19 protein-coding genes are annotated in these 25,931 nt (G+C 44.2%); 6 read left to right on the top strand and 13 right to left on the bottom strand.

What is annotated here, in order from left to right; translation table 11 throughout:
* Window positions 1–25 precede the first annotated feature (25 nt).
* A complete protein-coding gene (locus ACDJ58_RS12895) occupies window positions 26–1,081 on the bottom strand; it encodes a LacI family DNA-binding transcriptional regulator (protein WP_413378460.1) in 1,056 nt (351 codons plus the stop codon).
* Between the two features lie 317 nt (window positions 1,082–1,398).
* Between ACDJ58_RS12895 and ACDJ58_RS12890 the strand changes: the two genes are divergently transcribed.
* The 3 genes from ACDJ58_RS12890 to ACDJ58_RS12880 all read left to right on the top strand — a co-directional run bounded on the left by ACDJ58_RS12890 (window position 1,399) and on the right by ACDJ58_RS12880 (window position 5,395).
* Window positions 1,399–3,186 carry a glycoside hydrolase family 36 protein gene (locus ACDJ58_RS12890; protein WP_413378458.1) on the top strand — a complete coding sequence of 596 codons (1,788 nt, stop codon included), beginning with the start codon at window positions 1,399–1,401 and terminating at the stop codon, window positions 3,184–3,186.
* A gap of 317 nt (window positions 3,187–3,503) precedes the next feature.
* Entirely contained in the window at window positions 3,504–3,989 is a 486-nt protein-coding gene (locus ACDJ58_RS12885; RefSeq protein ID WP_413378456.1) for a CcdC protein domain-containing protein, read from the top strand.
* A 224-nt stretch (window positions 3,990–4,213) separates the two neighbouring features.
* A complete protein-coding gene (locus tag ACDJ58_RS12880) occupies window positions 4,214–5,395 on the top strand; it encodes a multidrug effflux MFS transporter (protein WP_413378454.1) in 1,182 nt (393 codons plus the stop codon).
* A 164-nt stretch (window positions 5,396–5,559) separates the two neighbouring features.
* Here ACDJ58_RS12880 and ACDJ58_RS12875 read toward each other — a convergent pair whose 3' ends face one another.
* Both ACDJ58_RS12875 and ACDJ58_RS12870 read right to left on the bottom strand, forming a co-directional pair.
* Window positions 5,560–6,729 carry an MFS transporter gene (locus tag ACDJ58_RS12875; RefSeq protein ID WP_413378452.1) on the bottom strand — a complete coding sequence of 390 codons (1,170 nt, stop codon included), beginning with the start codon at window positions 6,727–6,729 and terminating at the stop codon, window positions 5,560–5,562.
* A 91-nt stretch (window positions 6,730–6,820) separates the two neighbouring features.
* On the bottom strand, window positions 6,821–7,411 hold the full coding sequence (locus ACDJ58_RS12870; protein WP_413378450.1) for a TetR/AcrR family transcriptional regulator: 591 nt from the start codon (window positions 7,409–7,411) through the stop codon (window positions 6,821–6,823).
* Window positions 7,412–7,556: 145 nt separating this feature from the next.
* Here ACDJ58_RS12870 and ACDJ58_RS12865 point away from each other — a divergent pair, with 145 nt between their 5' ends.
* A complete protein-coding gene (locus ACDJ58_RS12865; RefSeq protein WP_413378448.1) occupies window positions 7,557–8,213 on the top strand; it encodes an NADPH-dependent F420 reductase in 657 nt (218 codons plus the stop codon).
* A 74-nt stretch (window positions 8,214–8,287) separates the two neighbouring features.
* Here the strand turns inward: ACDJ58_RS12865 and ACDJ58_RS12860 are convergent, their stop codons facing one another.
* Window positions 8,288–9,166, bottom strand: coding sequence for an AraC family transcriptional regulator (locus ACDJ58_RS12860; RefSeq protein WP_413378446.1), 879 nt, complete (start codon window positions 9,164–9,166; stop codon window positions 8,288–8,290).
* 134 nt (window positions 9,167–9,300) lie between these two features.
* Between ACDJ58_RS12860 and ACDJ58_RS12855 the strand changes: the two genes are divergently transcribed.
* Window positions 9,301–11,277, top strand: a complete 1,977-nt coding sequence (locus tag ACDJ58_RS12855) for an alpha-amylase family protein (RefSeq protein WP_413378444.1) — start codon at window positions 9,301–9,303, stop codon at window positions 11,275–11,277.
* 106 nt (window positions 11,278–11,383) lie between these two features.
* Here ACDJ58_RS12855 and ACDJ58_RS12850 read toward each other — a convergent pair whose 3' ends face one another.
* From ACDJ58_RS12850 to ACDJ58_RS12835, 4 genes are all read right to left on the bottom strand, one after another.
* The gene (locus ACDJ58_RS12850; RefSeq protein WP_413378442.1) at window positions 11,384–12,448 is read right to left on the bottom strand and encodes a threonine aldolase family protein; all 1,065 of its coding nucleotides are present in this window, start codon (window positions 12,446–12,448) and stop codon (window positions 11,384–11,386) included.
* The gene (locus ACDJ58_RS12845; RefSeq protein ID WP_231952523.1) at window positions 12,445–12,879 is read right to left on the bottom strand and encodes a MarR family winged helix-turn-helix transcriptional regulator; all 435 of its coding nucleotides are present in this window, start codon (window positions 12,877–12,879) and stop codon (window positions 12,445–12,447) included. Before ACDJ58_RS12845 ends, ACDJ58_RS12850 begins: the two co-directional genes overlap by 4 nt.
* Before the next feature lie 191 nt (window positions 12,880–13,070).
* Window positions 13,071–14,789 carry an ABC transporter ATP-binding protein gene (locus ACDJ58_RS12840; RefSeq protein ID WP_413378439.1) on the bottom strand — a complete coding sequence of 573 codons (1,719 nt, stop codon included), beginning with the start codon at window positions 14,787–14,789 and terminating at the stop codon, window positions 13,071–13,073.
* Between the two features lie 2 nt (window positions 14,790–14,791).
* The gene (locus ACDJ58_RS12835) at window positions 14,792–15,160 is read right to left on the bottom strand and encodes a hypothetical protein (protein ID WP_413378437.1); all 369 of its coding nucleotides are present in this window, start codon (window positions 15,158–15,160) and stop codon (window positions 14,792–14,794) included.
* 198 nt (window positions 15,161–15,358) lie between these two features.
* On the opposite strand from ACDJ58_RS12835, the gene ACDJ58_RS12830 reads away from it, so the two are divergent.
* Window positions 15,359–17,458 (top strand): serine hydrolase domain-containing protein, encoded by a 2,100-nt coding sequence (locus tag ACDJ58_RS12830; protein WP_413378435.1) that lies wholly within the window; start codon window positions 15,359–15,361, stop codon window positions 17,456–17,458.
* A gap of 103 nt (window positions 17,459–17,561) precedes the next feature.
* On the opposite strand, the gene ACDJ58_RS12825 is transcribed toward ACDJ58_RS12830, so the two are convergent.
* The 5 genes from ACDJ58_RS12825 to ACDJ58_RS12805 form a co-directional block, all read right to left on the bottom strand.
* A complete protein-coding gene (locus tag ACDJ58_RS12825; protein ID WP_413378433.1) occupies window positions 17,562–18,503 on the bottom strand; it encodes an alpha/beta fold hydrolase in 942 nt (313 codons plus the stop codon).
* 53 nt (window positions 18,504–18,556) lie between these two features.
* Entirely contained in the window at window positions 18,557–20,680 is a 2,124-nt protein-coding gene (locus tag ACDJ58_RS12820) for a serine hydrolase domain-containing protein (protein ID WP_413378431.1), read from the bottom strand.
* Window positions 20,681–20,971: 291 nt separating this feature from the next.
* Complete coding sequence (locus ACDJ58_RS12815) at window positions 20,972–23,062, bottom strand: serine hydrolase domain-containing protein (protein ID WP_413378429.1); 2,091 nt, start codon at window positions 23,060–23,062, stop codon at window positions 20,972–20,974.
* 197 nt (window positions 23,063–23,259) lie between these two features.
* On the bottom strand, window positions 23,260–24,714 hold the full coding sequence (locus tag ACDJ58_RS12810; RefSeq protein WP_413378427.1) for an alpha/beta hydrolase family protein: 1,455 nt from the start codon (window positions 24,712–24,714) through the stop codon (window positions 23,260–23,262).
* A gap of 129 nt (window positions 24,715–24,843) precedes the next feature.
* Window positions 24,844–25,824, bottom strand: a complete 981-nt coding sequence (locus ACDJ58_RS12805) for an alpha/beta fold hydrolase (RefSeq protein WP_413378425.1) — start codon at window positions 25,822–25,824, stop codon at window positions 24,844–24,846.
* Window positions 25,825–25,931: the final 107 nt, after the last annotated feature.

Here is a 25,931-nt window from a genome sequence, read left to right as displayed (position 1 = left end):
ATTGAATTGAATATTTAAATATAGGTCAACCTTCCGCGTCCCCTATGGACCTGATTTCCGCACCACAGCTACTTCTAATAATCAGCTTCGACGGAATCACGATCTTTAACGGCACTTCTCTGCCACCGATACGTTCAAGCAGCATTTTTACCGCGCTCTGGCCCATTTGTTCAGTGTAGATTTTCACCGTGGTTAACGGCGGATTGGCGTAAGAAGCCATTTCAATATCATCGATGCCGACCATTGCGATATCTTTCGGAACCTTTAAACCGGCTTCCTTTAATGCCCTCCCAGCAGCTATCGCCATGGGGTCGGAACCAATCAGGAAAGCTTCCGGTAAATCCTGCTTTTCAATCACTTCCTTCATGAGCTGATACCCAGTAGACATGGAGAAATTGTTACCGATATGGACATGCTCAGGCAGGTACAGATTTTTCTGCTTCATATAAGATTCAAAACTGCTTTGCCGCTGATCCACTGAATCTATACCAGAGTTGGAACCAAAACGATTGATGAAATCGCGTGAGCTGATCAGGCCAATTTTTGTATAGCCAAGTCCGGTAAGATGATCCAAAGCCATCCGAGTTACCTTGTCAAAATCGACGACGACGGAATCAAAGCGGTCCTCATCCGGCGAATAGTCGACAAAAACAATGTTATGTATTCGGCTGAAGTACAAATTGTATGGATCGAATTCGAACTTGCCAATCACTATAAGGCCATCAAGCCCCGACAGGCTTTCATACGAATCATGGTTCACCCAGCGAATAGTCCGAGTAATGTGAAGCCCCAGCAGATTGAATTCTTTCTCGATTTGCAGCCTTATAGTCAGGTAATACGGGTCCTCCGACTCAAATTGCTCCGAACAGAAGGTCACCAATCCAATTTTATAATCTTTCAACTGCGCCGCTTGATTGGTATGACGACGCTGGGTTACTTTATATTGCAGCTGTTCTGCAGCAGAAAGAATTTTTCTTCTTGTTTCCTCCAATACCGATAAGGAAGGATCCCCGTTCAGTACACGGGAAACTGTAGATGGAGAAACACCCGCCAGACTTGCAATATCACGAATAGTTGGCACTACTAATCACCTTTTCACTTCATATTTGGGAAACACCCCTCACAATCATTTTATAGTTTTGCCAAGCGCTTGCCAATCACATTGTATTTTGTTTACTAAACATTAGTGAACTAATGCGTGTTTTCACTATATCAGAGATCAAATCGTTTGACAACACCTCATTGTCATCGCTTACATATATTTATATTACTACAAAATGGTATTTATATTTTGTTTCACGTTTATTTATTTTATTTGTTTACTAAACTTTTTGTGAATATTATACTCTAAACAAGGTATTGTTAGTCCATTATCTATTTCTACAAGCAGGAGGTATTATGAAAACTTTAATCAACTACGATTGCCCCACTGTAATTATTAACAGTAACAGCACCTTATTTGACAGCTTTACCAACATCGAAACCATTACGGAGAACCTTTTTCTGGTCCATATCCGACTATCAGCTGTGAAAAAAGAACAGCCGCCAGTGTGCCGGGTCGAGTGGTCTATTCCCGCCGTAGACATCCACTCTTTATGGCATCCGGGAACAGACCGCAATAAAGCCCTTCAAGTGGATTGGGGCGATGGTTTCCAGTCCAAAAGCACTTCTCTCGCGCCTGTGGCCTCTTTATATAATCTAGAGGGGCGAAATCGAATGACCTTCGCTTTTACTGATGCATTGAACAACGTGTCGATAAAAGCCGGTATCCATGAAGAGGATTCCACCTTCCTATGCTCTGTTACCCTGTTTGAAGAAGCAATGCCGAAACTCGATCATTACGAAGCAACGCTTCGAATCGACCGTAGGGATATCCCCTTCTATAAGGCGATTGAAGATGTAACCGAGTGGTGGGAATGCCTTCCCGGCTATGAACCCGCCGCAGTTCCTGAAGTGGCCCTCGGCCCCATGTACTCCACGTGGTATTCCTATCATCAGAAATTGACCGCTGCCGAATTGGAGGAACAATGCAGACTTGCTAAGGAACTTGGCTGTGACACCATTATCGTTGATGATGGCTGGCAGACGGACGACAACAACCGGGGTTATGCGTATACCGGGGACTGGGAAGTCTATGCGGGCAAGATTCCGGACATGAAAGCTCATGTGGATACCGTACATCGGCTGGGCATGAAATATATGCTATGGTACTCCGTGCCATTTGTAGGGAAGCGCAGCAAGGTATGGAGCAAGTTCGAGAATAAACTATTGCGGGTAGATGAGAAGCTGAATACGGGAGTGCTGGACCCACGGTACCCGGATGTCCGGGAATACCTGATCAACACCTATGAACAGGCCGTATCCGGGTGGGATATCGACGGTCTGAAGCTGGATTTCGTGGATAGCTTCAGACTGAGCCCGGATCAGAAGGAGGGAACGGCGGAAGGACGGGATTATGAATCAGTGCCTGAAGCGGTGGACCGCCTGCTCTCCGATGTTATGGAGCGACTGAGAGCCATCAAGCCGGATATTCTCATCGAATTCCGCCAAACGTACATCGGTCCGCTAATGCGAAAATACGGCAACATGTTCCGGGCCAACGATTGCCCGAACGACTCCATCCAAAATCGCATCCGCACGCTCGACCTGCGACTTTTGTCGGGGAATACAGCCGTCCATTCCGACATGATCATGTTCAACCCTAAAGAATCGGTCGAAAGCGCAGCCATGCAGCTGATCAACGTTCTCTTCTCAGTGCCTCAAATCTCTGTTCGTCTCGATGAGATTGGAGAAGCGTACGTTGGAATGCTCCGCTTCTGGCTCTCCTTCTGTAAGGAGAACAGTGACATCCTGCTGAAAGGTAAGTTAGTTCCGGAACAACCCGAGCTACTTTACCCACTTGTCAGTTCTCAAAGAGGAGGTACGAAAATTGTCGCTGTTTACGCTAATATTGTTGTCCCAATGGACGCTACCTATGACCGATTCATTGTAGCCAACGGAACTTATAACGAACAAGTAGTTGTCCGTTGCCACCATCAGGGTCGTTACGATCTAACTGTAAAAAATTGCTGCGGTCAAATTGTTCTACTTCGTCAAATCGAGCTTCAGGACGGTTTGTACGAGCTGCCCATCGCGAGAGCTGGTCTAGTAATTTTACAGCGTATAGATGATTCAGAAGGGATTTGAACAGATCCTTAAACAGCGACAGGGCCTTCCGTGGTCATAACCCTGTCAAGTAGACAATAAAAAGAAATTTTATGAAGCGGCGACTTTTTCCCGGAATTCAATTGGGAGAGGTCGCCCAGTTTGTTTTAGAAACGTTCCATGTTGTACAACAAATCTTGTCCCTCGATAAGAAGCACCATCATCACACTCATCGTGCAAAATGTTTTTTTTGCGGGAAGATGACAAAAGTCACCTCAAACGAATTACTTTCTACACTGATAAAAATTTAAAATATCCTCGATACTTAGGTTACACAAAAAACAGACGAGGTGCTTACCATGAATCCAATATCTTTAACAGTCTCATTATTAATTGTCGTACTTATTTTGAGGGGCGTCATCCAGGGCAGCAAGAAGCCATTGCACGAATCTGGCCGAAAACTATTAATTCCGATCCTTTATATCTCTACATCTTTGTTTGAATTGTTCGACCCTACATTGGTGCTTACATCTGGCAGAATGATCAGTTCAATTGGTATAGGTGCAATTCTGTCGATTCCATTAATTCTGGTGACGCAATTCGAGCGGAAATCGGATGGCAAGATGTATTATAAAAGAAACGTATCTCTTTATGTTTTAATTATTGTTATCTTCTCGATCCGATTCTTTGACTTCATGTTCATCTCAGGTATTGATCCCAAAACTCTTGGATTCCTGAATAATGTAGTCGCCCTGTCCTATATTGCCATTTGGCGAATGGCTAGCTTTATTAAATTTCATAATTCCAAGTCTAGTACGTTCAGTGCTTGGGACAAAACTGCTTAATCGTACGATTAGCCAGAGCTGGTTGACTTGCCATATCAAGCATGTTAACCTAGGCCGAGTATTAACAATGATTGTCAAACCCTCCTACTCTTATAATGATGAAAGGTAATTCAACAAATGATGATTTATAGTCGTCTCGCCATCATGATGCCCCCCTTTCCCTAGCTAGGCTCATATTCTTGTTGTCATAACAGAGTATAAGCTTGTAGGAGGGCTAATATATAATGAAGAAATATGCAGTACCATCTTTGCTTTTAATGATTGTTCTTATCGCTTTTCCACAAATCAGTGAGACCATCTACACTCCATCGCTGCCAGATATCGCAGCAGCACTTGGTGTATCTAATAGTTCCGTACAATTCACGTTAAGCATCTATTTTATAGGATTTGCCTTGGGCGTTTTCTGCTGGGGCTGGCTGTCCGACTTGATTGGTCGTAGACCTGCAATGCTGGGTGGTCTCATCGTATATGGGATCGGAAGCTTGATGTGCTTTTATTCGGAATCAATTCAATGGCTTCTCGTCGGCCGTTTCGTACAGGCTTTCGGTGCCGCAACTGGCTCGATTATCACCCAAACCATGCTTCGCGAAAGTGTATCGGGAGATCGAAGACATGCGATGTTTGCCCAAATCTCTGCTGTCATTGCATTTACGCCGGCAGTTGGACCACTTATTGGTGGTTGGATTGATCAGGCCCTTGGTTTCAGATGGGTATTCTTGGCGTTAGTACTGATGAGCGTTTTGTTGTTCATATATGCTTTTCTTAAACTGCCGGAGACAACGAACGTTGCTTTACGCTCCAAGGTGGCTATACTTCCGGTTGTTAAAAAGATGCTCGCTATGCCGCGCGTAATCGTGTTTGGCGTATTGATCGGAGGTATTAACGGAGTTTTATTTAGTTATTATGCCGAAGCCCCCTTCATCTTCATAGAACACTTTGATCTGTCGCCTGGCGTTTATGGTTTTCTGGGCATTATTGTGGCCTTGGCATCGGTGGTCGGTGCAATGATCTCCAAAAGATTATTAACCGTTTACGCACCGGAAAAGATCATTCGTTTGGGTTGTCTGGTTATGACCAGCGGAGCTCTGCTCCTAACCCTTGGAAGCAGCGTGTCTCTGGTGCCCAATCTTTTGCAGATCATCTGCATGTTAACAGCCATGTTTGTTCTGTTAATTGGCGCAGGTATTGCTTTGCCCAATTGTCTAAGTCTTGCCCTTGTTCATTTTCAAGATGTAATTGGCACAGCAGGTGCCATATTCAGCTTGGGCTACTACTTGCTGGTAAGCCTTACGACATGGGGAATGGGTGCTCTGCATAACGGTTCATTGCTGGTAATGCCCTTATATTTTCTAATCATTAGCGGCGTAATGTGGTTGCTTGGCAAAAGATTTATTTCAGAAGAATAATTCACTAGAATAATTCATTTGGATAATTAATAATAAGAAGAAATGTCACGGGGCACATTTCAAAAAAAATAGAAGCAGTCCAGTACTTTTATCGTATCTGGGCTGCTTTTATTCATATTGTTGAACACCATGTTCTGAAAGCCAATCGGCTTATCGAACGCTTTTTAATGCTTTATATCCATATCTACAACCTTAACTTTGAAGATTCCACGCATATACGGAAGCAGCGAAATTACACCCACCAAAGCCAACACAACCCCGACCCAAATCGGCGCAACCAGACCATAACCGGCACTAATTGCCAAGCCTCCAACAGAAGACCCTACCACTACACCAAAGGTGACGATCGCGGTGTGAACGGTGTTCACCATAAGACCACTTCCTCCCGTACGTATCACTCGCGCAACCATAGGCGGGTTCATTGGAACCCCGGCCAACCCGATGATGATTACAGCAGGAATAACCACGGCAGCTGTATGTACGCCAATGGCGAATATCAGAAGACCAAACGTCAAGAGAACAAGCCCTATCGTTAGAATCAGCATGGTGTATCGGTCCGCCAGTCGGCCAGTAATCAGATTACCAACAACCGTAGCAGCTCCATACACAACAAACAATAGTGGCACTGAGGCCGAGGAAAAGCCCGTCAACTCTGTAAAAATTGGAGCAAAGTAGCTGAATGCTGCAAATGTGGCTCCTATAATAAGAAAACTTGTCAGGTAAGCCGCCCAGAGCTTGCGATTGCGAAAAGATTTCATTTCATGACGCAAACTGGTGGGCTCCGGTCTGGATAATACGGGGATCAACCGCAATGCGGTTACTCCTGACAATAGAACAAGAATGGCGACCGCCCAAAAACTGAAACGCCAGCCATATGCATCGGCCACCCATGTTGCAGCAGGTGTACCCAGAACCGTGGCGATCATAAGACCACCGAAGATTATCGACACCGCCCGTCCCCGCTGGTTCTCCTCCACGAGTGAAGCAGAGATCGAGATTGATACGCCAAACGCAGCCGAGGAAGCAATACCTGCAATGATGCGTGAGGCCATCATAACCTCATAGCTACCAGCGATCGCGCCAAGCAACTGTCCAGCGAGAAACACACCGGTTAGCATAATAAACGCTTTTTTCCTAGGCATATTCAGCAGAGCTGCGGTTAGTAAGGGACCTCCCACGACCATCCCCGCTGAAAAGGCTGTAATCAAATATCCTACTTGCGAGACAGATACTCCAAATTCCCCCGCAAGTGTATTCATCATTCCAGCTACCATAAATTCTGAGGTAGTCATGCAAAAAATAGCCAAGCTAAGCACATAGATTGCCAATGGCATCTTCAATTCCCCTTTTCATATGAGTTATATAACCACATTATTGTAATGTTCGGTACAAAACTAATGCAAAAAAAAGTGCCGGATTACCCGGCTAGTAAATAGCTGCCAATGTGCCTTCAACAATACTTTTTGCCAGATCACGGTTCTGTGAAGAGCTGTTAAGCACACGAAGTCCGTAATAGCTGCTTAGAAACAGACTTGCCAGCTCTTTGGCTGGTCTCCCTGAAGTAATCTCTCCTGTCTGGGAACCCTGCTCCATCAGATCACAAAGTGCATCCTCCAAAAATCCGATATGACGTGTTACCACTTGCTCAACCATAGGATCAACCCTTGCCCGTTCCATTGCTGCATTAATTAGGAGACAGCCTCTTCGCCCCGATTCCGAAAAATCCTCCTGTATACCCCACTCCAGCAGGCCGCGTAATCTTTCTTTCAACGGTAAGGAGCTCTGTAAAATCTCGCTTTGCTCCCGTATTCCTTCCTCATGATAACGCTGGAGTACCTTTTCGTATAAATCATGTTTGCTGCCAAACGCATTATATAAACTGCCCTTCCCGAGACCGGTCTGTTTACATAGATCCTCAGTAGAACACCCTTCGTAACCGTTCAGCCAAAAAGCATCCATGGCTGCGTCAATCACAGCCGTATCCTTAAATTCTCTTGGTCTTCCACCTCTGGTCACTTCATTTCCTCCCTTCTCAACGAAATAATAAATCTTAGTATAGGTAATTTGTAACGTTCAGTCAAGAAGTTGTTTACAGCTCTATTGTTCTCTGTTACAGTGAAGATGTCATACCATATTAAATCGGGAAAGGAAGTCGGAATAAATGAAAATCGCAATTATTGGAACGGGAAATATCGGTGGTAATCTCACCCGTCGTCTCGCCAAACTTGGTCATGATGTCTCGATTGCTAACTCACGCGGTCCTCATACCTTGACGGATTTAGCTGAAGAGACAGGCGCAAAACCACTTGAAGTAACGGAAGTCGCCCATGGAGCCGAGCTGGTCATTGTAACGATTCCACAAAAGAATATTCCGGATCTCCCTGATGGTATCTTAGACCAAATTGCATCTGGTGCTGCCATTATTGACACCGGGAACTATTACCCCCGTCAGCGTGACGGCTTTATTGCTGAGATCGAAGGTGGCTTACCTGAAAGCCGATGGGTCGAGCAATACTTGAAACATCCTGTTAACAAAGCCTTTAATGGTATTTCCGCTATAAATCTGCTTGAACGTGGACTGCCTGCCGGTTCACCGGATCGACTTGCTCTGCCGGTAGCTGGTGATGATCCTGATACAAAGAAAATTGTGCTTCAACTTGTCGAGGAGTTGGGATTTGATGCCATAGACGCCGGCGGATTGGGCGAATCCTGGCGCCAACAACCGGGGACTCCCAGTTACCAGGAACATGGAGCGGATAGTCTTCGGCAGGCCTTATCGAATGCTAGTCCTGTACGAAGCGAGGACTTTAAAGCTTGAGCATTTGAAATTCCGGGACATTGAATAAGTCATCATCCACCGCCCTTTCGGGCGGTTTTTTTGTTTGATCATATCTATTCCATGAAATACAACTGATGCTTCTTGCGGTACTCTCCAGGCGTAAGGGAAGTTTGACGTTTGAATAACCTTGTAAAATAGTTATGGTCCTGCAGTCCACACAACTCGCCGATACGCTTCAGTGGAAGCTCAGAATGTGCCAATAACCGCTTGGCCTTCTCCATTTGCAGGTGATGCCTGTATTGAAGCGGGCTCATCCCCGTATACTGCTTCAGGCAGCGGGCTAGGTAATCAAAATGATAAAGCAGATCACGCTCCATCTGTCCTGAATCAAACGGCTGCTCTAGGCGTTGACCAAGATAAGTCGCCACCTTCTCGCTTAGAAAATAGGAACGAGCCTGCGGGCTGTTCTGTCTCATTCCCTTCTGTAATTGCAGAAGGAATTGGCCTAACAGAACATGCAGCTCGAAGGAACGCTGACGGGTGAGTACATGGTGCAGCTCAAGCATTTCTTTCATTATCGGCTCCAGGTTACGTAAATCCACCGCGGCGAATTTGGGAATTTCAATGACTCCAGGAGGAGCCTCAATATCCTGGTCTGTTTGCTGAAGCAAAGGCTGCTCCCAAGTCGTCTTTTCTTTCAATATCATCTTTGGGACAGAGGGGAGCTGGAAATGAATCCAGTATACTTCCGTCTGCACGTCCGTTGGTCTATAGCCACGGTGTTCTTTGCCAGGTTCAAGAACCAGCATCATGCCTTCCGCAATCTCGTAACGGAGGCCATCTTCCTCCATGTATAGCGCTCCTTTGGCGCAAATAATAAGATCGAACACATCAAAGCAACGCTGGGCATGTTGCATTCCCGGCTGCCATTCGGTGTGCCCAATTGCTGCTAACAGCGGGAACGGCGGAACTTGAAGTTCAAGTACAAGCATGAGATCCCTCCTTATTCAAAATGTAGAGAATGTGCTATATATAGTCGTAATTGTCGGCTGTATCGGAGCCGATGATCGATTAGAGTGGTAGATATAATATGATTCTATCATTTAATGACCAGGGGGATGCAAGCATGAAATTTCGTCAAGTTCATCTCGATTTTCATACGTCAGAAGCCATTGAAGGCATTGGCCGTGATTTTTCGAAGCAGCAATTTCAGGAGATGCTCAAAACTGGGTATGTCGATTCCATCACCATATTCTCCAAGTGCCATCATGGCTGGGCCTATCACCCAACTACCGCCAATCAAATGCATCCACATCTGAATTTCGATCTTCTGGGTGCCCAGATTGAGGCTGCTCATGAGATTGGCGTGAAGACACCGGTCTATCTCTCCGCTGGCCTGGATGAGCGACTCGCACGCAAACATCCACAATGGCTCATCCGCAATCAGCAGGAGCAAATCAGTTGGACAGCCGACTTTATGAAGCCAGGATATCATCAATTTTGCATGAACACCCCTTATCTTGACGTTCTCACCCTACAGGTCGAGGAAGTCGTAAAGAAATATGATGCGGACGGCATCTTCCTCGATATCGTTGGTGTTCGGGAATGTTATTGTCAATATTGTGTTGCCGAGATTCGCTCACAGGGCTCCGATCCACGAAACATTCAAGATATGAGAAAACTGTGGGAACAGACTTACGCTCGTTATGCTAATCGAATGAATGAGACTGTGCACGCAGTGAAACCCGGATTACCAGTGTTCCACAACAGCAGTCACGTCGACCGTGGGCGGCGGGATCTCGCCCATGTGAATACCCATCTGGAGTTGGAATCGCTACCAACGGGCGGCTGGGGGTACGACCACTTCCCGCTCTCTGCACGTTATGCGCAGACACTGGGCATGGATTTCCTCGGCATGACCGGAAAATTCCATACCTCCTGGGGTGAATTCGGTGGATACAAGCATCCCAATGCGCTGCGTTATGAAACTGCACTGAGCCTTGCGAACGGAGCGCGTTGCTCCATCGGAGATCAGCTGCATCCGGGTGGTCAGATGGATATTGCCACGTATTCGTTGATTGGGGAAGCTTACCGTGAGGTAGAAGCGAAGGAAGAATGGTGCCGAGATACTACTGCTAAGGCAGATATCGCGTTGCTATCGGTGGAGGCAACCTTATGGGAAGCCGGAGGCGACCCTCATCTCCAGCACAGCCACCATGATACCGGTGCTGTAAGAGTTTTGCTGGAAGGCCACTATCTCTTCGATGTGGTAGATCTACAGGCTGATCTGTCCAAATATAAAGTTGTTATTTTGCCGGATGCCATTAGCATTACAGAGTCAATCAAAACCAAACTTACTGCCTTTCTTGCCGGCGGCGGCAAAATTCTCGCCACTGGCCGCTCCGGACTCTCACCGGATGGAACGGACTTTGAATTCGATTTGGGTGTAGAATTTCAGGAGGTGTCCCCAATCCGTCCCTCCTATTTCCGTCCGAATTTCGAGCTACCTTCACTGCGTACAGCCTCTTTCGTCATGTATACCGAAGGACAGAATACAGTGCCAACGACAGACGGCATCGTACTTGGCAGTAAGGAGAATTCATATTTCAACCGTGACTTGTTCACCTTCTGCTCTCACCAGCATACCCCTTCTGATCTGCAGGAATCGGGAACTGGCATGGCTGAAGGTCAGGATGGAATCTATATCGCGTGGAATGTTTTTGAAGATTATGCGACGAAGGGGAGCTTGGCAGTCAAGGAAATCATCTGTTACGCGCTGGACCGTTTACTCAGTAACAACAAGTCGCTGATGACCAATCTGCCTGCGCAAGGGGTTACCACGCTGCAGATGCAGACGAACTCGAGCCGTTGGGTGAATCATCTGCTGTATGCCTCTCCAGTACGTAGAGGACAAGGTGTGGAAGTTATCGAAGATTTGCTTCCTCTCAATAATACAGAGGTAACCATTGCAGCGGCTGAAAAAGTACAGGACGTGTATCTGGCGCCACAGCGTCTTAGTCTTCCATTTAGTCAGGTGAACGGCCTCGTGACCTATACGATACCGGAGTGGTCCTGTCATCAAATGGTCGTGATTCAATTTTAGAAGTGCATTCATGGAACATTTAGCAGCAAACAAAAAAAGAAGTCGCCATTAACATGGCGACTTCTTTTTTGGCGTTTTACTCCGCCAATGTACTATCCTTTAGATATTAATAATTACACACAAGTTTTAATTTGTTCAGACCCTGGGAAATATCGCGAATCAGTGAATCCACATTTTGCCGCTGAGTTGCCCAACTGGTACAGAAACGAACGACGCTGTGAGTATCGTCCACCTTTTCCCAGAATGTGACCGAGTAACGGCTGCGTAAATCCTGAAGCAGGTCATCTGGCAGAATCGGAAATTGCTGATTGGTTGGTGAATCATATAGGAAAGCGATACCTTGCTCCGCAAGCGAATCATGAATCAACATGGCCATGTCCACAGCATGCTGGGAAATTTCAAGATACAGACCATCTTCAAACAGCGTTTCAAATTGAATACCCAGCAATCTGCCTTTGGCAAGCAGGCCGCCTTTTTGTTTGATCACATAACGAAAATCTGGCTTGAGCTTGTCGTTCAGGATGACTACCGCTTCTCCCATCAATGCTCCGATCTTGGTTCCGCCTATATAGAATACATCACACAGGCGGGCGAGATCCGCGAGAGTCATATCACAATTTCGGGAAGCAAGAGCATACCCAAGACGCGCCCCATCAATAAAGAACGGGAGACCACACTGTTGACTCACATCAAACAATGCTTGCAGCTCTGCCTTGCTGTACATCGTACCGTTCTCGGTAGGCTGGGATATGTAAACCATTCCGGGCTGGACACAATGTTCAGGTGCTGCATCATTCCAATGGGCATCATAGACGGCTTTAACCTGATCTGACGTGATCTTTCCATCTTTGCTTGGTACCGTAATCACTTTGTGACCTGTGGCTTCGATCGCTCCCGTCTCATGGACTGCGATGTGGCCCGAAGTCGCTGCAATCACGCCTTGGTACGGACGCAAAATGGAGGCAATAACCGTTGTATTTGTCTGTGTACCACCAACCAAAAAATGCACATCCGCCTGTTCATTTTCACAAGCTTGTCGAATAAGGCTTCTCGCCCGATCACAATGGGCATCTTTACCGTAACCGCTCGTTTGTTCCATGTTCGTTGAAATCAGTCTTTGCAAAATACGCTCATGCGCGCCTTCGCTGTAATCACATTCAAATCGTATCATCGTCTTGTCTCTCCTGCTCTTTTGTTCAACTTATCCTGAATATTCATCATTGAAGCGTAAACTTCTCTGATCTCTTCCTCATCCAAACCTTGCATTAACTTCACAATCTGCTGATCTGAACGTTCATTCAACTCACCGTAAAGCTCCTGACCCTTCTCGGTCAGGCGAATCAAACTAACCCGGCTGTCAGCGGCCGAATCTACTTTCATCAGCAGCCCTTCTCGGGTCAGTTTACTTACAATTCGGCTCATGTAGCTGCGATCAATGGTCAGTGTATCCACCAAATTGTTCGCAATGCTCTCCCCTTGAATGCCAATTTCAATAATGACCCTTGCTTCGGCGAAGGAGTATCCCGTTCCTAGGATATGTTTATCGAGTACACCGAGTATATTGGTATAAAAACGGTTAAAACGCCGCATTTCAGTCAACATATCTGCATTTATTTGCTGAGAGTCGATGTCAAACCCTCCCTTTTAGTGGACATTGTCAACATTATAATAATCAGTTTAGTGGACGTTGTCAACAATATATTATCAATGAATTTTATAGTCTAAATGAATGCCATTTTATTGAAAAACAAAAAAAAACAAACCGCGCAAATGCACGGCTTGTTTTCTTGCTTTTAAGAATGGCTGTATTGCACCTGGTGAAGTCTGCTGTATATGCCTCCGGCAGCGACCAGTTCCTCATGGTTACCCTGCTCTGCGATGCCATCCGAATTGACTACAAGGATGCGATCTGCATTCTTGATCGTTGTCAGTCGGTGTGCAATAACAAGGGTTGTTCTGCCCACTGACAGTTCCGCCAAGGACTTCTGGATTAATGCTTCGGTTTCAGTATCCAGAGCGGACGTTGCTTCGTCCAAGATGAGAATCGGTGGATTTTTCAGGAACATGCGAGCAATGGACAAGCGCTGTTTCTGACCTCCAGAAAGCTTGACTCCACGCTCACCAATGATCGTATCGATCCCTTCTGGCAAAGTAAGAAGCAACTCTTCCAAAGATGCACGACGGGCTGCATCCCAGATTTGCTCGTCTGTTGCCGTTAAATCGCCATAAGCGATATTTTCCTTAATTGTGCCTGAGAAAAGAAATACATCCTGTTGAACAATACCGATATGTCTGCGCAATGATTCCAGCTGGACCTCACGAATATCAACTCCATCAACGGTAATCCGACCTTCCTCTACTTCATAGAACCGTGGAAGCAGACTGCAAATGGTCGTTTTACCTGCACCGGAAGGACCCACAAAAGCAACGGTTTCGCCTGGATTGATGGACAAACTGATATTATTCAGAATACGTCGATTTTCCTCATAACCGAACGAGACATTTTCGAAGCGAATATCTCCTCGGACGCTTTTTAGCTCAACGGCATTTTTCGCATCGGCGATTTCCGGCTCGGTATCAATGATTTCCAGATAACGCTTGAATCCAGCGATCCCTTTCGGATAACTTTCGATTACAGCATTTATTTTCTCAATCGGGCGGAAGAAGATATTAGACAAGAGCAGGAATGCCATGAAATCACCCATATCAATTCTGCCATCGATAAAGAACCAAGCACCGCTGATCATAACGAACACGGTAACCAGACGCATCATCATATAGCTGACCGATATACTCTTCGCCATCGTTTTATAGGCAAGCAGCTTTGTTTTGCGGAAGTTCTCGTTGTCTACGGAAAAAAGTTTTTTCTCATGTTCTTCGTTTGCGAACGATTGTACGACACGAATGCCGCCTACGTTATCTTCAATACGGGAATTGAAATTGCCCACATCACCGAAGAGACGCCGATAAGTCTTCGTCATGCGCCCGCCAAACACGATAATAACCCAGGCCATGATAGGGATAATGATAAAGGTAAGCAGTGCGAGTTCTAAATTAATATTCGCCATGAGCCAGAATGATCCAATTAGAGTCATAATCGCGATGAATACATCTTCAGGTCCATGGTGAGCAACCTCTCCAATATCGTTTAGATCATTGGTAAGGTGACCGATCAGATGACCCGTTTTACGATTATCGAAAAACCGGAAGGATAGCTTTTGCAAATGAGCAAACATCTTCGAACGCATGTTGGTCTCAATGTTAATGCCAAGCATATGTCCCCAGTAGGTCACGACATAATTCAAGACGGTATTCAGTGCATAGATCGACAGCAATACAATACATGCGAGGATAATGAGCGGCCAATCTTGACCTGGCAGCAATTCATTAATGAACTTGCTTACAGCAAGTGGAAATGCCAGCTCTAGTAAACCAGCTAGTACTGCACAACCAAAATCAATTAAAAACAGTTTTTTGTAAGGACGATAATACGAGAAAAAACGACGAACCATTCTTATTCACTCTCCAGATCCTGATTAGGGCTTTCTTCTTCATTTTGCAATTCAAAAAGTTGGATGTATTCATCAATGACCTGATCAATGGCTTTCAGCTCACCACTTATCATCTGATGAATATTACGAAACTCCTCTTGACCAAGCTGTCTGGCCAACGTAGCTCTTCGATTCTGCATTTGTTCCAAAAAGACTAGAATTCTCCCACGACGAAACGTTTGTGCCCCATTACCCCGTTTTCCGTGATGATCTCCATGCCCTCTCCCACGTCTGGAACGTTCACCTTGTTGCTCATCTTCCCCACGACCGTGTCTGGATCGCTCTCCATGGCGATCAGGTTGTTCGTTCACATTTATATGTCTTTCTCTCATTTGTGAAGCACCTCCATTTTTGTATACATCCGTATACAAATTGTTTTATGTATACGATTGTATACGCAAGGGATTTTTCTGTCAACCCGTATTTTTCCATTTTACTCTGGGTCAATTCATATTCAGTTCACCGTCCTAGAGTACACTAACTTACGTACCACCACAGAGACCCCCAATCCACAGATAAGACAGGAGAAGATGAGATTGACACTGAAAAAACGAACTTCATTCGCCGCCGTAACCCTGGTGTTAACGATGTTAGCCCCAATGTCTGCTCTCGCCGCGCCGGCAACCAGTAATAGCAGTAACCTTACCTATGATGTGACCCAAAAAGCGGTGATGGAGAAGGCCAAGCTCCTTACCGAAACATATGGTACAACAAGTGTGCAGTACGCACTCATGGATGAGGGAGAGATCGTAATCTCCGGACAAGTAGGCAAAAACGACCCGGAGAACCGTATCCCCCTTTCTTCTAATACAATGTATGGCATCGGTTCAACCAGCAAAATGGTGCTTACCGCCGCTGTGATGAAGCTGGTTGATGAAGGCAAGATTGATTTGGATGTGCCGGTTGTGAACTATATCCCGGATTTCAAGATGAAGGACAACCGTTACACACAAATTACACCTCGTATGCTGTTGAATCATTCATCCGGGATTCTCGGAACCTCAAGCGGTAGTGCCATACTGTATGGGGACAATGATACCTATGCACATGATACATTTTTGGATCAATTGGCAGAGCAAAATTTGAAGGCAGATCCGGGAGCCTACTCGGTGTATAGTAACGATAGCTTTACTTTAGCTGAAATTCTAGTGGAGAAGGTCAGCGGCATGAGCTTCAGCCATTTCATCCAACAGAATTTCACCGAACCCTTGGGCATGAGCCACACCAAAACGCCGCAGGATCTGGTTGACCCTGACCAAATGGCAGTAACTTATTCGCAGCTGAATAAGGAACAACTTCCACTGGAGAACACGAACATGATTGGCTCTGGAGGCATTTACTCTACTGCCGAAGACCTCGTCAAATTTTCGCAAATCTTTACGGGAGAGGTCAAAGGTATTCTTTCCAGTGAGTCGGCAAAAGCAATGACGCAAGAAGAGTACAAAAAAGGTGTGTGGCCAGAGGACAGCGATTCATCGATTTCGTACGGGTTAGGTTGGGATAGTGTAGACTTGTTCCCATTTAGCGAATACGGCATCAAGGCAGTTACCAAAGGCGGGAATACGATTGCCTATCATTCGTCATTAATTGTGCTTCCGGAATACAACATGGCTGCAGCCGTTACCTCCTCAGGTGGGTCAAGCACAACCGACCAATTAATTGCGAGCGAACTGTTGCTTAGCGCACTTGAGGAAAAAGATATTATTAAAGAACGGAAGCCGGAAAAATCGTTTGGCGTACCTGTAAAAACAACCATGCCGAAGGAACTAACGCAGTATGCAGGCATTTATGGGGCTGTCGGCAGCTCATTATTGAAGTTGGAAGTGAATGATGAAGGGCAATTAACGATGTCTCTGCTATTGTCGCCGAACAGTACGGAACAAAAGTATACGTATACCTCAGATGGCTCTTTCGTGAACGAGCAAGGTACAGAAAAGTTGAAATTCGCCCAAGGGGATAACGGTAATACATACTTGTGGTCCCGTTCGTATCAGTCTGTGGCAGGGCTTGGACAGATCGCCTCCTCGGAATACAAGGCAGAAAAGCTCGAAACCAATACATTACCCGAAGATGTAACAGCCGCTTGGCAGAAGCGTGAAGGCAACATTTATTACCTGGTGAATGAAAAATACACCTCAACGGTATATGACAGTGCAACGCCGATCATCCCCATTCATATGTTCGATGAGGCACCAGGGTATGTGTATACTAATAAAATTATTGATGCAAATTCGGCCTTGAACCAACTGCAAATTCCAGGCTTGGCTGGGCGTGATACGATGGAGTATAAGTTCTTCGAGAAAGACGGCGTGGAATACGTCTCAGCAGGAGGAAAGGTCTACGTTAGTCAAGAACTTGTGAGACCACTCTATTCAGGGAAACAATCGAAGACAACGATTCAAACGAATGGTTATGCGACATGGTACTCGATACCGGCAGCAGCCGCAGGTAAAGTGATGACAGTGAAGATGCCTTCGAAAGGTGCTTTCACTGTATATGACCAGACGGGTATTAGTACGAATCATACCGTGGTTAGTGGTGAAAATGAAGTTACATTACCTGAAAACGGTACGATTGTATTTGCTGGTGAAGCTGGTTCAAGGTTCAAAATTTCGTTAACAAATCAATAATAATGAGCATGGAAAATACGCCCGTTCCACGGTGTTCTACTGGGGAACGGGCGTTTCATTCTTTCTGAAATCAATTCTGAAAGATACTACGTTTGTTCTAAGTTTATTTTACTTCGTTCATAAACTTCCTGAAGTTTTCGGCTATTTCTTTGGATCGGGTATGGTGTAAATAATGTCCACCTTCGAAAGTCATCACTTTACCATGTACAGAATTTTTGACTTGCTCTTCATGCAAAGGTATCCAACCTTCCGTTTCGGTATCATTCGCTTGTAAAAAGAAAATGACAGGCAGATCTTTGGGGAAGGTCAAGTTTTCAGCAGCTTTGAAATTGGGATCAAAATTTTCGCCTTCACTTAAGTTGTTCGGATTAAACGTATTTTTGAGTGAGAGCATTCTAATCTGTTCTCTGGTTTCATCATCAACGGCTGGTGCAACCAGTTGGTCTGGGGCCAGTTTCATTAACAATCGGTAGAACCCTGATTTTTTGAGCAGTTTGTACACATCTGTTGGGAATGGATCATCTGTTCCACCCTGTGTTGGAACACTGCTATCAATCCCAACAAAAGCATTTACTTCGTTTGGATATTTGTTCACATAATCCAGTCCATAGATTCCTGAAATGGAATGACCCATCAGTGTGTAATGAGTAACATTAAGCTGCTGTAAAGCTTCATGAATTTCACTGACCATATTATCAATCGTTCGTTCTTTTTCGCTTACATCACTTAATCCATAACCAAAAGGCTCAATCACGACGACTTTGTAAAATGGAGATAGCTCATCGATTAGCGGTTTAAAGTCAAGGGCTGGTGCTGCTGTTCCGTACCCCGGAAGCAATACCACGGTTTCTTCACCTTTTCCTTGGATCAACACATTCATGTTTTTCCCGTCAACCGCTACGGACTGACCATAGGCTTTTATTTTCCCTTCCTCCGATTTGTTGCTAAATACATTTACAATAAAAACAGTGGCAATAAATAATGCAAAAGCGATAACTATGGCACCGAATATTTTGAGCAAAATGATAAATATTTTTTTCATCATGATGGTTCTCTCCTGTTGAGTTCGTTTATTGTACAGCCATTTGAAATTTCATTTTACTTCTTTAATGAAATTTCAAATCGGGAGCCAACCTCACCTGCAAATACAATACGGCCGTTTTCTGGTAAGACAACTTCATTCTTACCGCTGACCACGGTGTAATTAATACAAATTCCCGTCTGGTCGTATACGGCAAAGGCGCTATTTGCGGGTATTTTCACCGTCATGACTTTTCCTTTCGCAGTCGCTGGTACCGAGAACCATTTAGCATATCCATCTGCTTGAATGGTTGTTGCGGATTGTTTACCCGGATAGATGGGTTTTACAAGTTCCTCACTGGCGTATAAATAACCCAAAGCTGTAAGATACTCTCCTCCGTTCTTTTGGGAGAAATGAATGTCCATCGTATCACGTCCGGCAGTACCAGGAATTTGCAAAGGATTGGCTGCTTCGTTAGCTCCAATAATCTTATTATTGGACATATACCCTGGATTCTCTTTATTCATATGAATAGGCAGGATCGATGAAGCATTGAGATAGACCATTGATGTGTATTTCTCATTCACTAGATAATATTTTTTACCATCGCGCTTTGCCCATGCGGCGTTAATCTCCTTGGATAATTTATTGGCTTCAAGCTTCTCCGCATTATATTCTGAGAAAGCCAGCTGTCCGAGTCCTGGAACAGATATATAAGATCGTGACCACAAGTAGGTTTTCCCATTTTTCTCCACAATGAATTTCAACTTGTCTGTACCTTCGTTGTTAACAAAAGTACCATCTGCTGTATAGGTGTATTCTTGAGCCGGATTACTCGGAGCTGTAAGTGAAGATACAGTCATTTGTCCAGTCGTATTTATGTTGATCTTCGTAACTGAATTATTGCCACCATATATACCTGCAAACTTGGATATTCCCTTAGGCATATCGGCCTTCACGGGTACGCCAAATGATTTTTCCGGCTTCCGTTCTGTAATAACGCCCTTTTCCTCAAGTGCGCTGAGTAATAATTCATTCGCAATGAATTGATTGGTCAAGCTCGACCCGCCTGAAGAGATAACGGCTGCAGCCATGTTGTGTTCTGGGAGTACCGTTAATGAAGACTGATAAGATAACGTATCTCCTCCTTTCATAACTGCCTTAATGCCGTATTCGTTGAATGGGAACAAGTTCACACTATCCCACCCTAACCCGTAAGACATGAGCGTATCGCTATCCTCTGGCCACATGCCTCTTTTATACTCTTCTTGGGCCATGGCTTCTACCGACTTACTGGAAAGAATGCCATTGACCTCTCCCGTGAAGATTCTTGAAAATTTAACCAGATCTTCAGCGGTGGAATACAGACCTCCAGTAGCGATGATATTATAATTCTCTTTTGGAAGTTGCCCCTCATAAAAACGGGAATAGATTCCCGCCATTTCTGCCGGATTAACCACATCCTGTGGTGTCTTGGTATGGTTCATATCCAAAGGCTCCGTAAAATACTTGTGTATAAATGCGGTATAACCGATGCCGCTAACTCTTTCGACCAGAATCTCGGCTAACGTAAAGCCATCGTTGCTGTAGACTGAGTATGCGCCGGGATCTGCCTTCAGGGTTTGATTGGCCAATTGATCGAGAAATGTATCATGTGAATACGTGTCATTATCTCCGTACAATGTGGCATTGCTGAATGAGCTGCCCAGAAGACCGGAGGAATGATTCAGCAACATACGAGGTGTGATCTGTTTGTATCGGTTATCTTTCATTTTAAAGTTAGGAATATAGTTCACAACAGGCACATCCAAATCGATCTTGCCTTCGTCAACCAGCTTCATTACAGCGGCTGTAAGCATCATTTTGCTGGTTGAACCAATGCCAAAGATCGTGTTCGAAGTAAGAGGCACCTTGTCGTTTATATCGTTCTTGCCCGTTTGACCGGACACTACAATCTCTCCACCATCGATGAGCGCATATTGCAGACTCGTCGTACCGTACGTCTCGGTCAGTAATTTGGCTTTTTCGATCACGGTTTTCTTCGTTTTCTCATACGTAAGGTTGCTGTTGTTATTCATGGCAGCCGGTGCGGCAATTGCAGATAGTGGGGCTAACATGGTTAACACTAGAGTTAAAGCTGCAATTGAAGTTCGTTTTTTGACTGTTCTCTTGACCACTCTCATTTTCTCTTGTTGTATCATTTGCATCTTCTCCTGTCAGTATCTCTTTATTAGAGTATCTTGCTTTGGTTCTAAAATAAGCTTAACCAATATAAATGTACTCCTCGTGACGTCTATATGAACCGAGTATGAACAGGCAAAATAATTTGAGTAGCATGATGATTTACGATCCTTGATCCTTTTTTCGGCATAAAAATATCCCCTTTAAGTGACACTTAAAGGGGGATATTAGCGCATTCTACGACTTTTTTTCTGTTAATATTCTTACTCCTTCGGCATGCTACCTTACTTCGCGGGAATCCATTAAATTTACTATTTCAATGAAATTTCAAATTTGGAATTAACCTCACCTGCAAATACAATACGGCCGTTTTCTGGTAAAACAACCTCATTCTTACCGCTGACCACGGTGTGATTAATACAAACACCATTCTGATCATATACGGCAAAGGCGCCATTTGCAGGCATTTTCACCGTCATGACTTTTCCTTTCACATTTGCTGGTACCGAAAACCATTTAGCATATCCATCTGCTTGAATCATTGTTACAGATTGTTTACCCGAATAGAGTGGTTGTACAAGTTCCTCACTGGCGAATACGCTACCTACGGCTGTAATGTACTCCACTCCGTTCTTTTTAGAGAAATAAATTTCCTTTGTATCACGTCCAGCCATGCCAGGGATTTGCAGCTCCGTGACTGCTTCGTTTGCTCCAACAACCTTATTATTGGACATATACCCTGGAGTCTCTTTATTCGAATGAATAGGCAGGATTGGTGATGAATGGAGATAAACCGTTGATGTATATTTCTGATTTACCACGTAATATCTTTTACCTTCACGCTTTTCCCATGAGGCGGTAATATCCTGGGATAATTCATTGGCTTCCAGCTTCTCCGCTGTATATTCTGAGAAAGCCAACTGCCCAAGTCCTGGCAAGGATATATAAGATCGAGACCACAGATAAGTACTTCCATTCTGCTCCGTAACGAATTTCAACTTTTCTGTGCCTTTACCGTTAACAAAAGTACCATCCGCTGTATATGTGTATTTTTGAGCCGAATCACTCGCAGCTGTTAGAGTGGATACAGTCATTTGTCCAGCATTATTCATTTCGATCTTCTTAACCAAATTATTGGCGCCATACATACCTGCATACGTGGATATTTCTTTAGGTATATCTGCCTTCACTGGCACCCCAAATGATTTTTCCGGCTTCCGTTCTGTAATAATGCCCTTTTCCTCAAGTGCGCTGAGTAATAATTCACTTGCAATGAACTGATCTTTTGCACTTGTCCCACCTGATGAGGTAACGGCTGCTGCCAGATTGTATTCCGGCAGTACGATTAATGATGAGTGATACGATATGGTATCTCCACCTTTCGTAACGGCCTTGATTCCGTATTCACTGAATGGGAACAAGTTCACACTATCCCACCCTAGCCCGTAAGATATGGACGTATCGCTATCCTCCGGCCACATGCCTCTTTTGTATTCTTCTTGCTCCATGGCTTCTACCGACTTACTGGAAAGAATGCCTTCGACCTCTCCCGTGAATATTTGTGAAAATTTCACAAGATCTTCAGCGGTAGAGTAAATGCCTCCAGTAGCGATGATATTATAATTCTCTTGTGGAAGCTGGCCTTCATACAAAGGAGAATAGATTCCCGCCATCGCTACCGGATCAACCACATCCTGTGGTGTTTTGGTATGTTTCATGTCCAGGGGCTCTGTAATATATTTGTGTATAAATGCAGTAAAGCTCATGCCGCTAACACGTTCAACCATAATCTCAGCTAACGTAAAACCGTCGTTACAATATACGGAGTATTCTCCTGGATCGGCTTTTAGGTTTTGATTCGCCAATTGATCAAGAAACGTATCATGTGAATACGTGTCATTATCCCCGTACAATGTGGCATTGCTTCCGGAGCTGCCCAGTAGACCGGAGGAATGATTCAACAGCATGCGCGGTGTGATTTGTTTGTAGCGATTATCTTTCATTTTAAAATCCGGGATATAGTTCACAACAGGCACATCCAAATCAATCTTGCCATCGTCAACCAGCTTCATTACAGCAGTTGTAAGTACCATTTTACTGGTTGAACCGATGCCATAGATCGTGTTCGAAGTAAGAGGCACCTTGTTATTGATATCGTTTTTGCCCGTTTGACCGGACACCACAATCTCTCCACCATCGATTAATGCATATTGCACACTGGTCGTACCGAACGTCTCGGTAAGGATTTTGGCTTTCTCCGCTACTGTTTTCTTGGTTGGTTCATACGAAAAATTGCTTCTATTATCGGCAGTTGGTGCGGCCATTACTGACATCGGAGCTAACATCGTTAACACCAGGGTTAACGCAGCGATTGAAGTTCGTTTTCCCTTTTGTCGTCCCATTCACATCATCTCCTGAGTTTAAATGTTTTGGTTGATTAGGACGTGTCTCAAAACTCGCTGAAGTGCATCTTTTACCGCCTTTTCGCCCCATGCTGCGTCACTTTCCCTTGACGTGCCCCGGCACGCCTGCGGAAAACTTCCTGACTTGGAACAAAAATTCGGCAAAATCTGCTTCCTTCGGAGTTTTCAGACACGCCCTATAGTTCTTCCGGGCCTACAAATTTCACCTCTGGATACTTGTCGCTCGGACCCTGAATCAGATTTCCACCCGTTCCTTTCAATTGCTTGTTAAAGAAATCGAGTACATATTGATTTACAATGCTTGATCCTCTTTTACCATTTATATCTCCTGTTATCCCAGTCAGTTTAATCAACTCCGAATAGAATTGAAGGTCCGTGAAATTGAAGTGCTGGGTTCCTTCTATATAAATCACACTTCCCCCCTGATTGATAACATTTTTCATAATGTGCAGCTCATCTGAAAGAGATTTAGTTACTTCGTCATCCGAATTTCTATCATTATCAAAATTGGCTAACCAGTCTTTAAAATTTCCCGATCTGATGAACATAAACGGCTTGTTTATATCATCTCTATTTTCCACTTCATATAATGACCCATCCATATTGACCCCAGCCTTGATTCTATGATCTAAATAAGTTGTATTAAACGCCGTTGCACCCCCAAAAGAATGCCCCATCACGCCTATGTTATTTAAATCGATTTTCCCTTTGAATTGACTTTCAATTGCACCTGAATTCAGCTTTTCGATTTGATTGATTACAAACTCCACGTCTTGTGTCCATACATTCCCTATTTTTGTACGATTCTCTACTGTAGTCGTCTTGGCTGTATAATCCGTTACACGGCCATCCGGAAAAATGGTAGCAAAGGTGCTATACGTATGATCGATTGTGACCACGATAAAACCATGACTGGCCAGATTCTCGGCCTGTGATGCATGTAGAACTCTACTGGTTCCCATACCATGAGATAGTAGTACCACGGGATAAGGACTTGCAGAAGGTAATATTTCTACATTTTCATAAGAGTTGGTTTGACTATACTTCCAGTAGTCGAGCACAAATTCAGGCAGTTTTAAAGAAGTAGAGAAGCTCTGAATATACTTTTTGAACCTCTCTTTATCTTTTGGAAACAGCGTGTCACGCTTGTTATTATTCCTATTTTCAGTAGGGTACCAAACTTGAACCATTAGTTCCCTCTTATCGCTTTGATCTTCAGTTAATACTTCATCTCTGTTCTGATCTGTAAAATGAAATGTTTGAGTACCCACTTTCTCTGGACCATCCGGCTTCGGCAAATGAAAGACAGGTAAGTATACAGACAAGCCAGTAGATACAACAAGTAAAATGACGATTAAGGAAGATAAACTATATTTCAAGAACTTCCCTATTTTTAGATTCACCATCTTTTCGGAATGTCTGAATAAAACGATGAGTATGAATAGCGCTGTCATGATATATACCAAAAGCAACTGCCACCTGTATCCCTCAACAAACAATTGAACTAATAATATAACGCTACTTCCTATACCCAAACCCAATCCTATTTTCTTTGCACTTCTTTTAATAAACAATAGATCTACGAGTAAAGCGAAACAGGATAAAACTAAAAGTATTTCAAATAATCTCATTTGAATTCCTCTCTTTCATCACGGACATCGGCCGAATTGGACATACTATGGAAAAACCGTCCCAAAGGACGGCTTTTCATATTCATTAATACACATCTGTGAAATCACGAGTAGACTTTTACAGGATATTTACTTCGCTTCGTTCATGAATGCTCTAAAGTCTTCAGCTATTTCTTTATATAACGTATGGTGTAGATAATGTTCTCCATCCATTGTTATTACTTTTCCATGTACCGAATCTTTGATCTGTCCTTCATGCAAAGGTATCCAACCTTTTACACCTTCATTATTCGCTTGAATAAAGAGAAGAAGTGGAAGGTCTTTAGGGAAGGTTAAACCTTGAGCTTCTTTAAAATTGGAAGAAATATGGTCCATCTCATTTAACATCGTGGAACTATTCGAGTTTTTATTCGACAGCATTTTCATCTGCTCTACGGTGTGCTCATCAAATGGGAGTCCATCATAAGGGTCACCACCAAATTTGACCACTAATCTTTGGAGACCTGATTTTTTAAGGAATCCGAACATTTTTGTAGGTAATTTGGCATCCATACCCGGTTGTGTTGAAACACTGCTATCGATTCCGACAAATGCCGTCACCTCGTTTGGATATTTGTTCACATAATCAATGCCGTAAATGCCTGCAATGGAGTGGCCCATGAGGATATACTGGTTAATGTTAAGCTGTTGTAAAGCTTCATGAACTTCACTTACGATATTTTCTGCGGTTCGTTCTTTTTCAGTTCCATCACTTAATCCATAACCGAAAGGTTCAACCGCCACAACTTTGTAATATGGAGATAGCTCATCGATGAGCAGCTTAAAATCAAGCGCTGGCGCAGCTGTTCCATAGCCTGGCAGAAGCACGATCGTTTCCTTGCCTTCGCCTTGAATTAACACATTCATATTTTTCCCGTCTACAGATACGTGCTGGCCGTAAGTCTCTATCTTTTTCGCCTCTGAATTGGTACTGATCACATTCGTGATATAAACAATACCTAGAAACAGAACAATGGCGATTACGATTGCTCCTAGTATTTTAAGTATAATGTTTCGTACTTTCTTGGCCTTTGATCCATTCTTCGCTTTCTTTTCCTCTGGTTGTATCACTCTCATCTTCTCCTGTCTTGAACTGTTTGTTCGGCATTCTTCTTTGCTGCTAATGTAATCTTAACCAATGAAAATGTACTCTCCGTGACGTCAATATGAACTGAATA

Origin of the sequence: Paenibacillus taichungensis, from assembly GCF_047302525.1 — a bacterium.
GTDB classification, from domain to species: Bacteria; Bacillota; Bacilli; order Paenibacillales; family Paenibacillaceae; genus Paenibacillus; species Paenibacillus taichungensis_B.
Note: the sequence above shows the minus strand (reverse complement) of the source record. Positions and strands in the feature narration are given on the sequence as shown.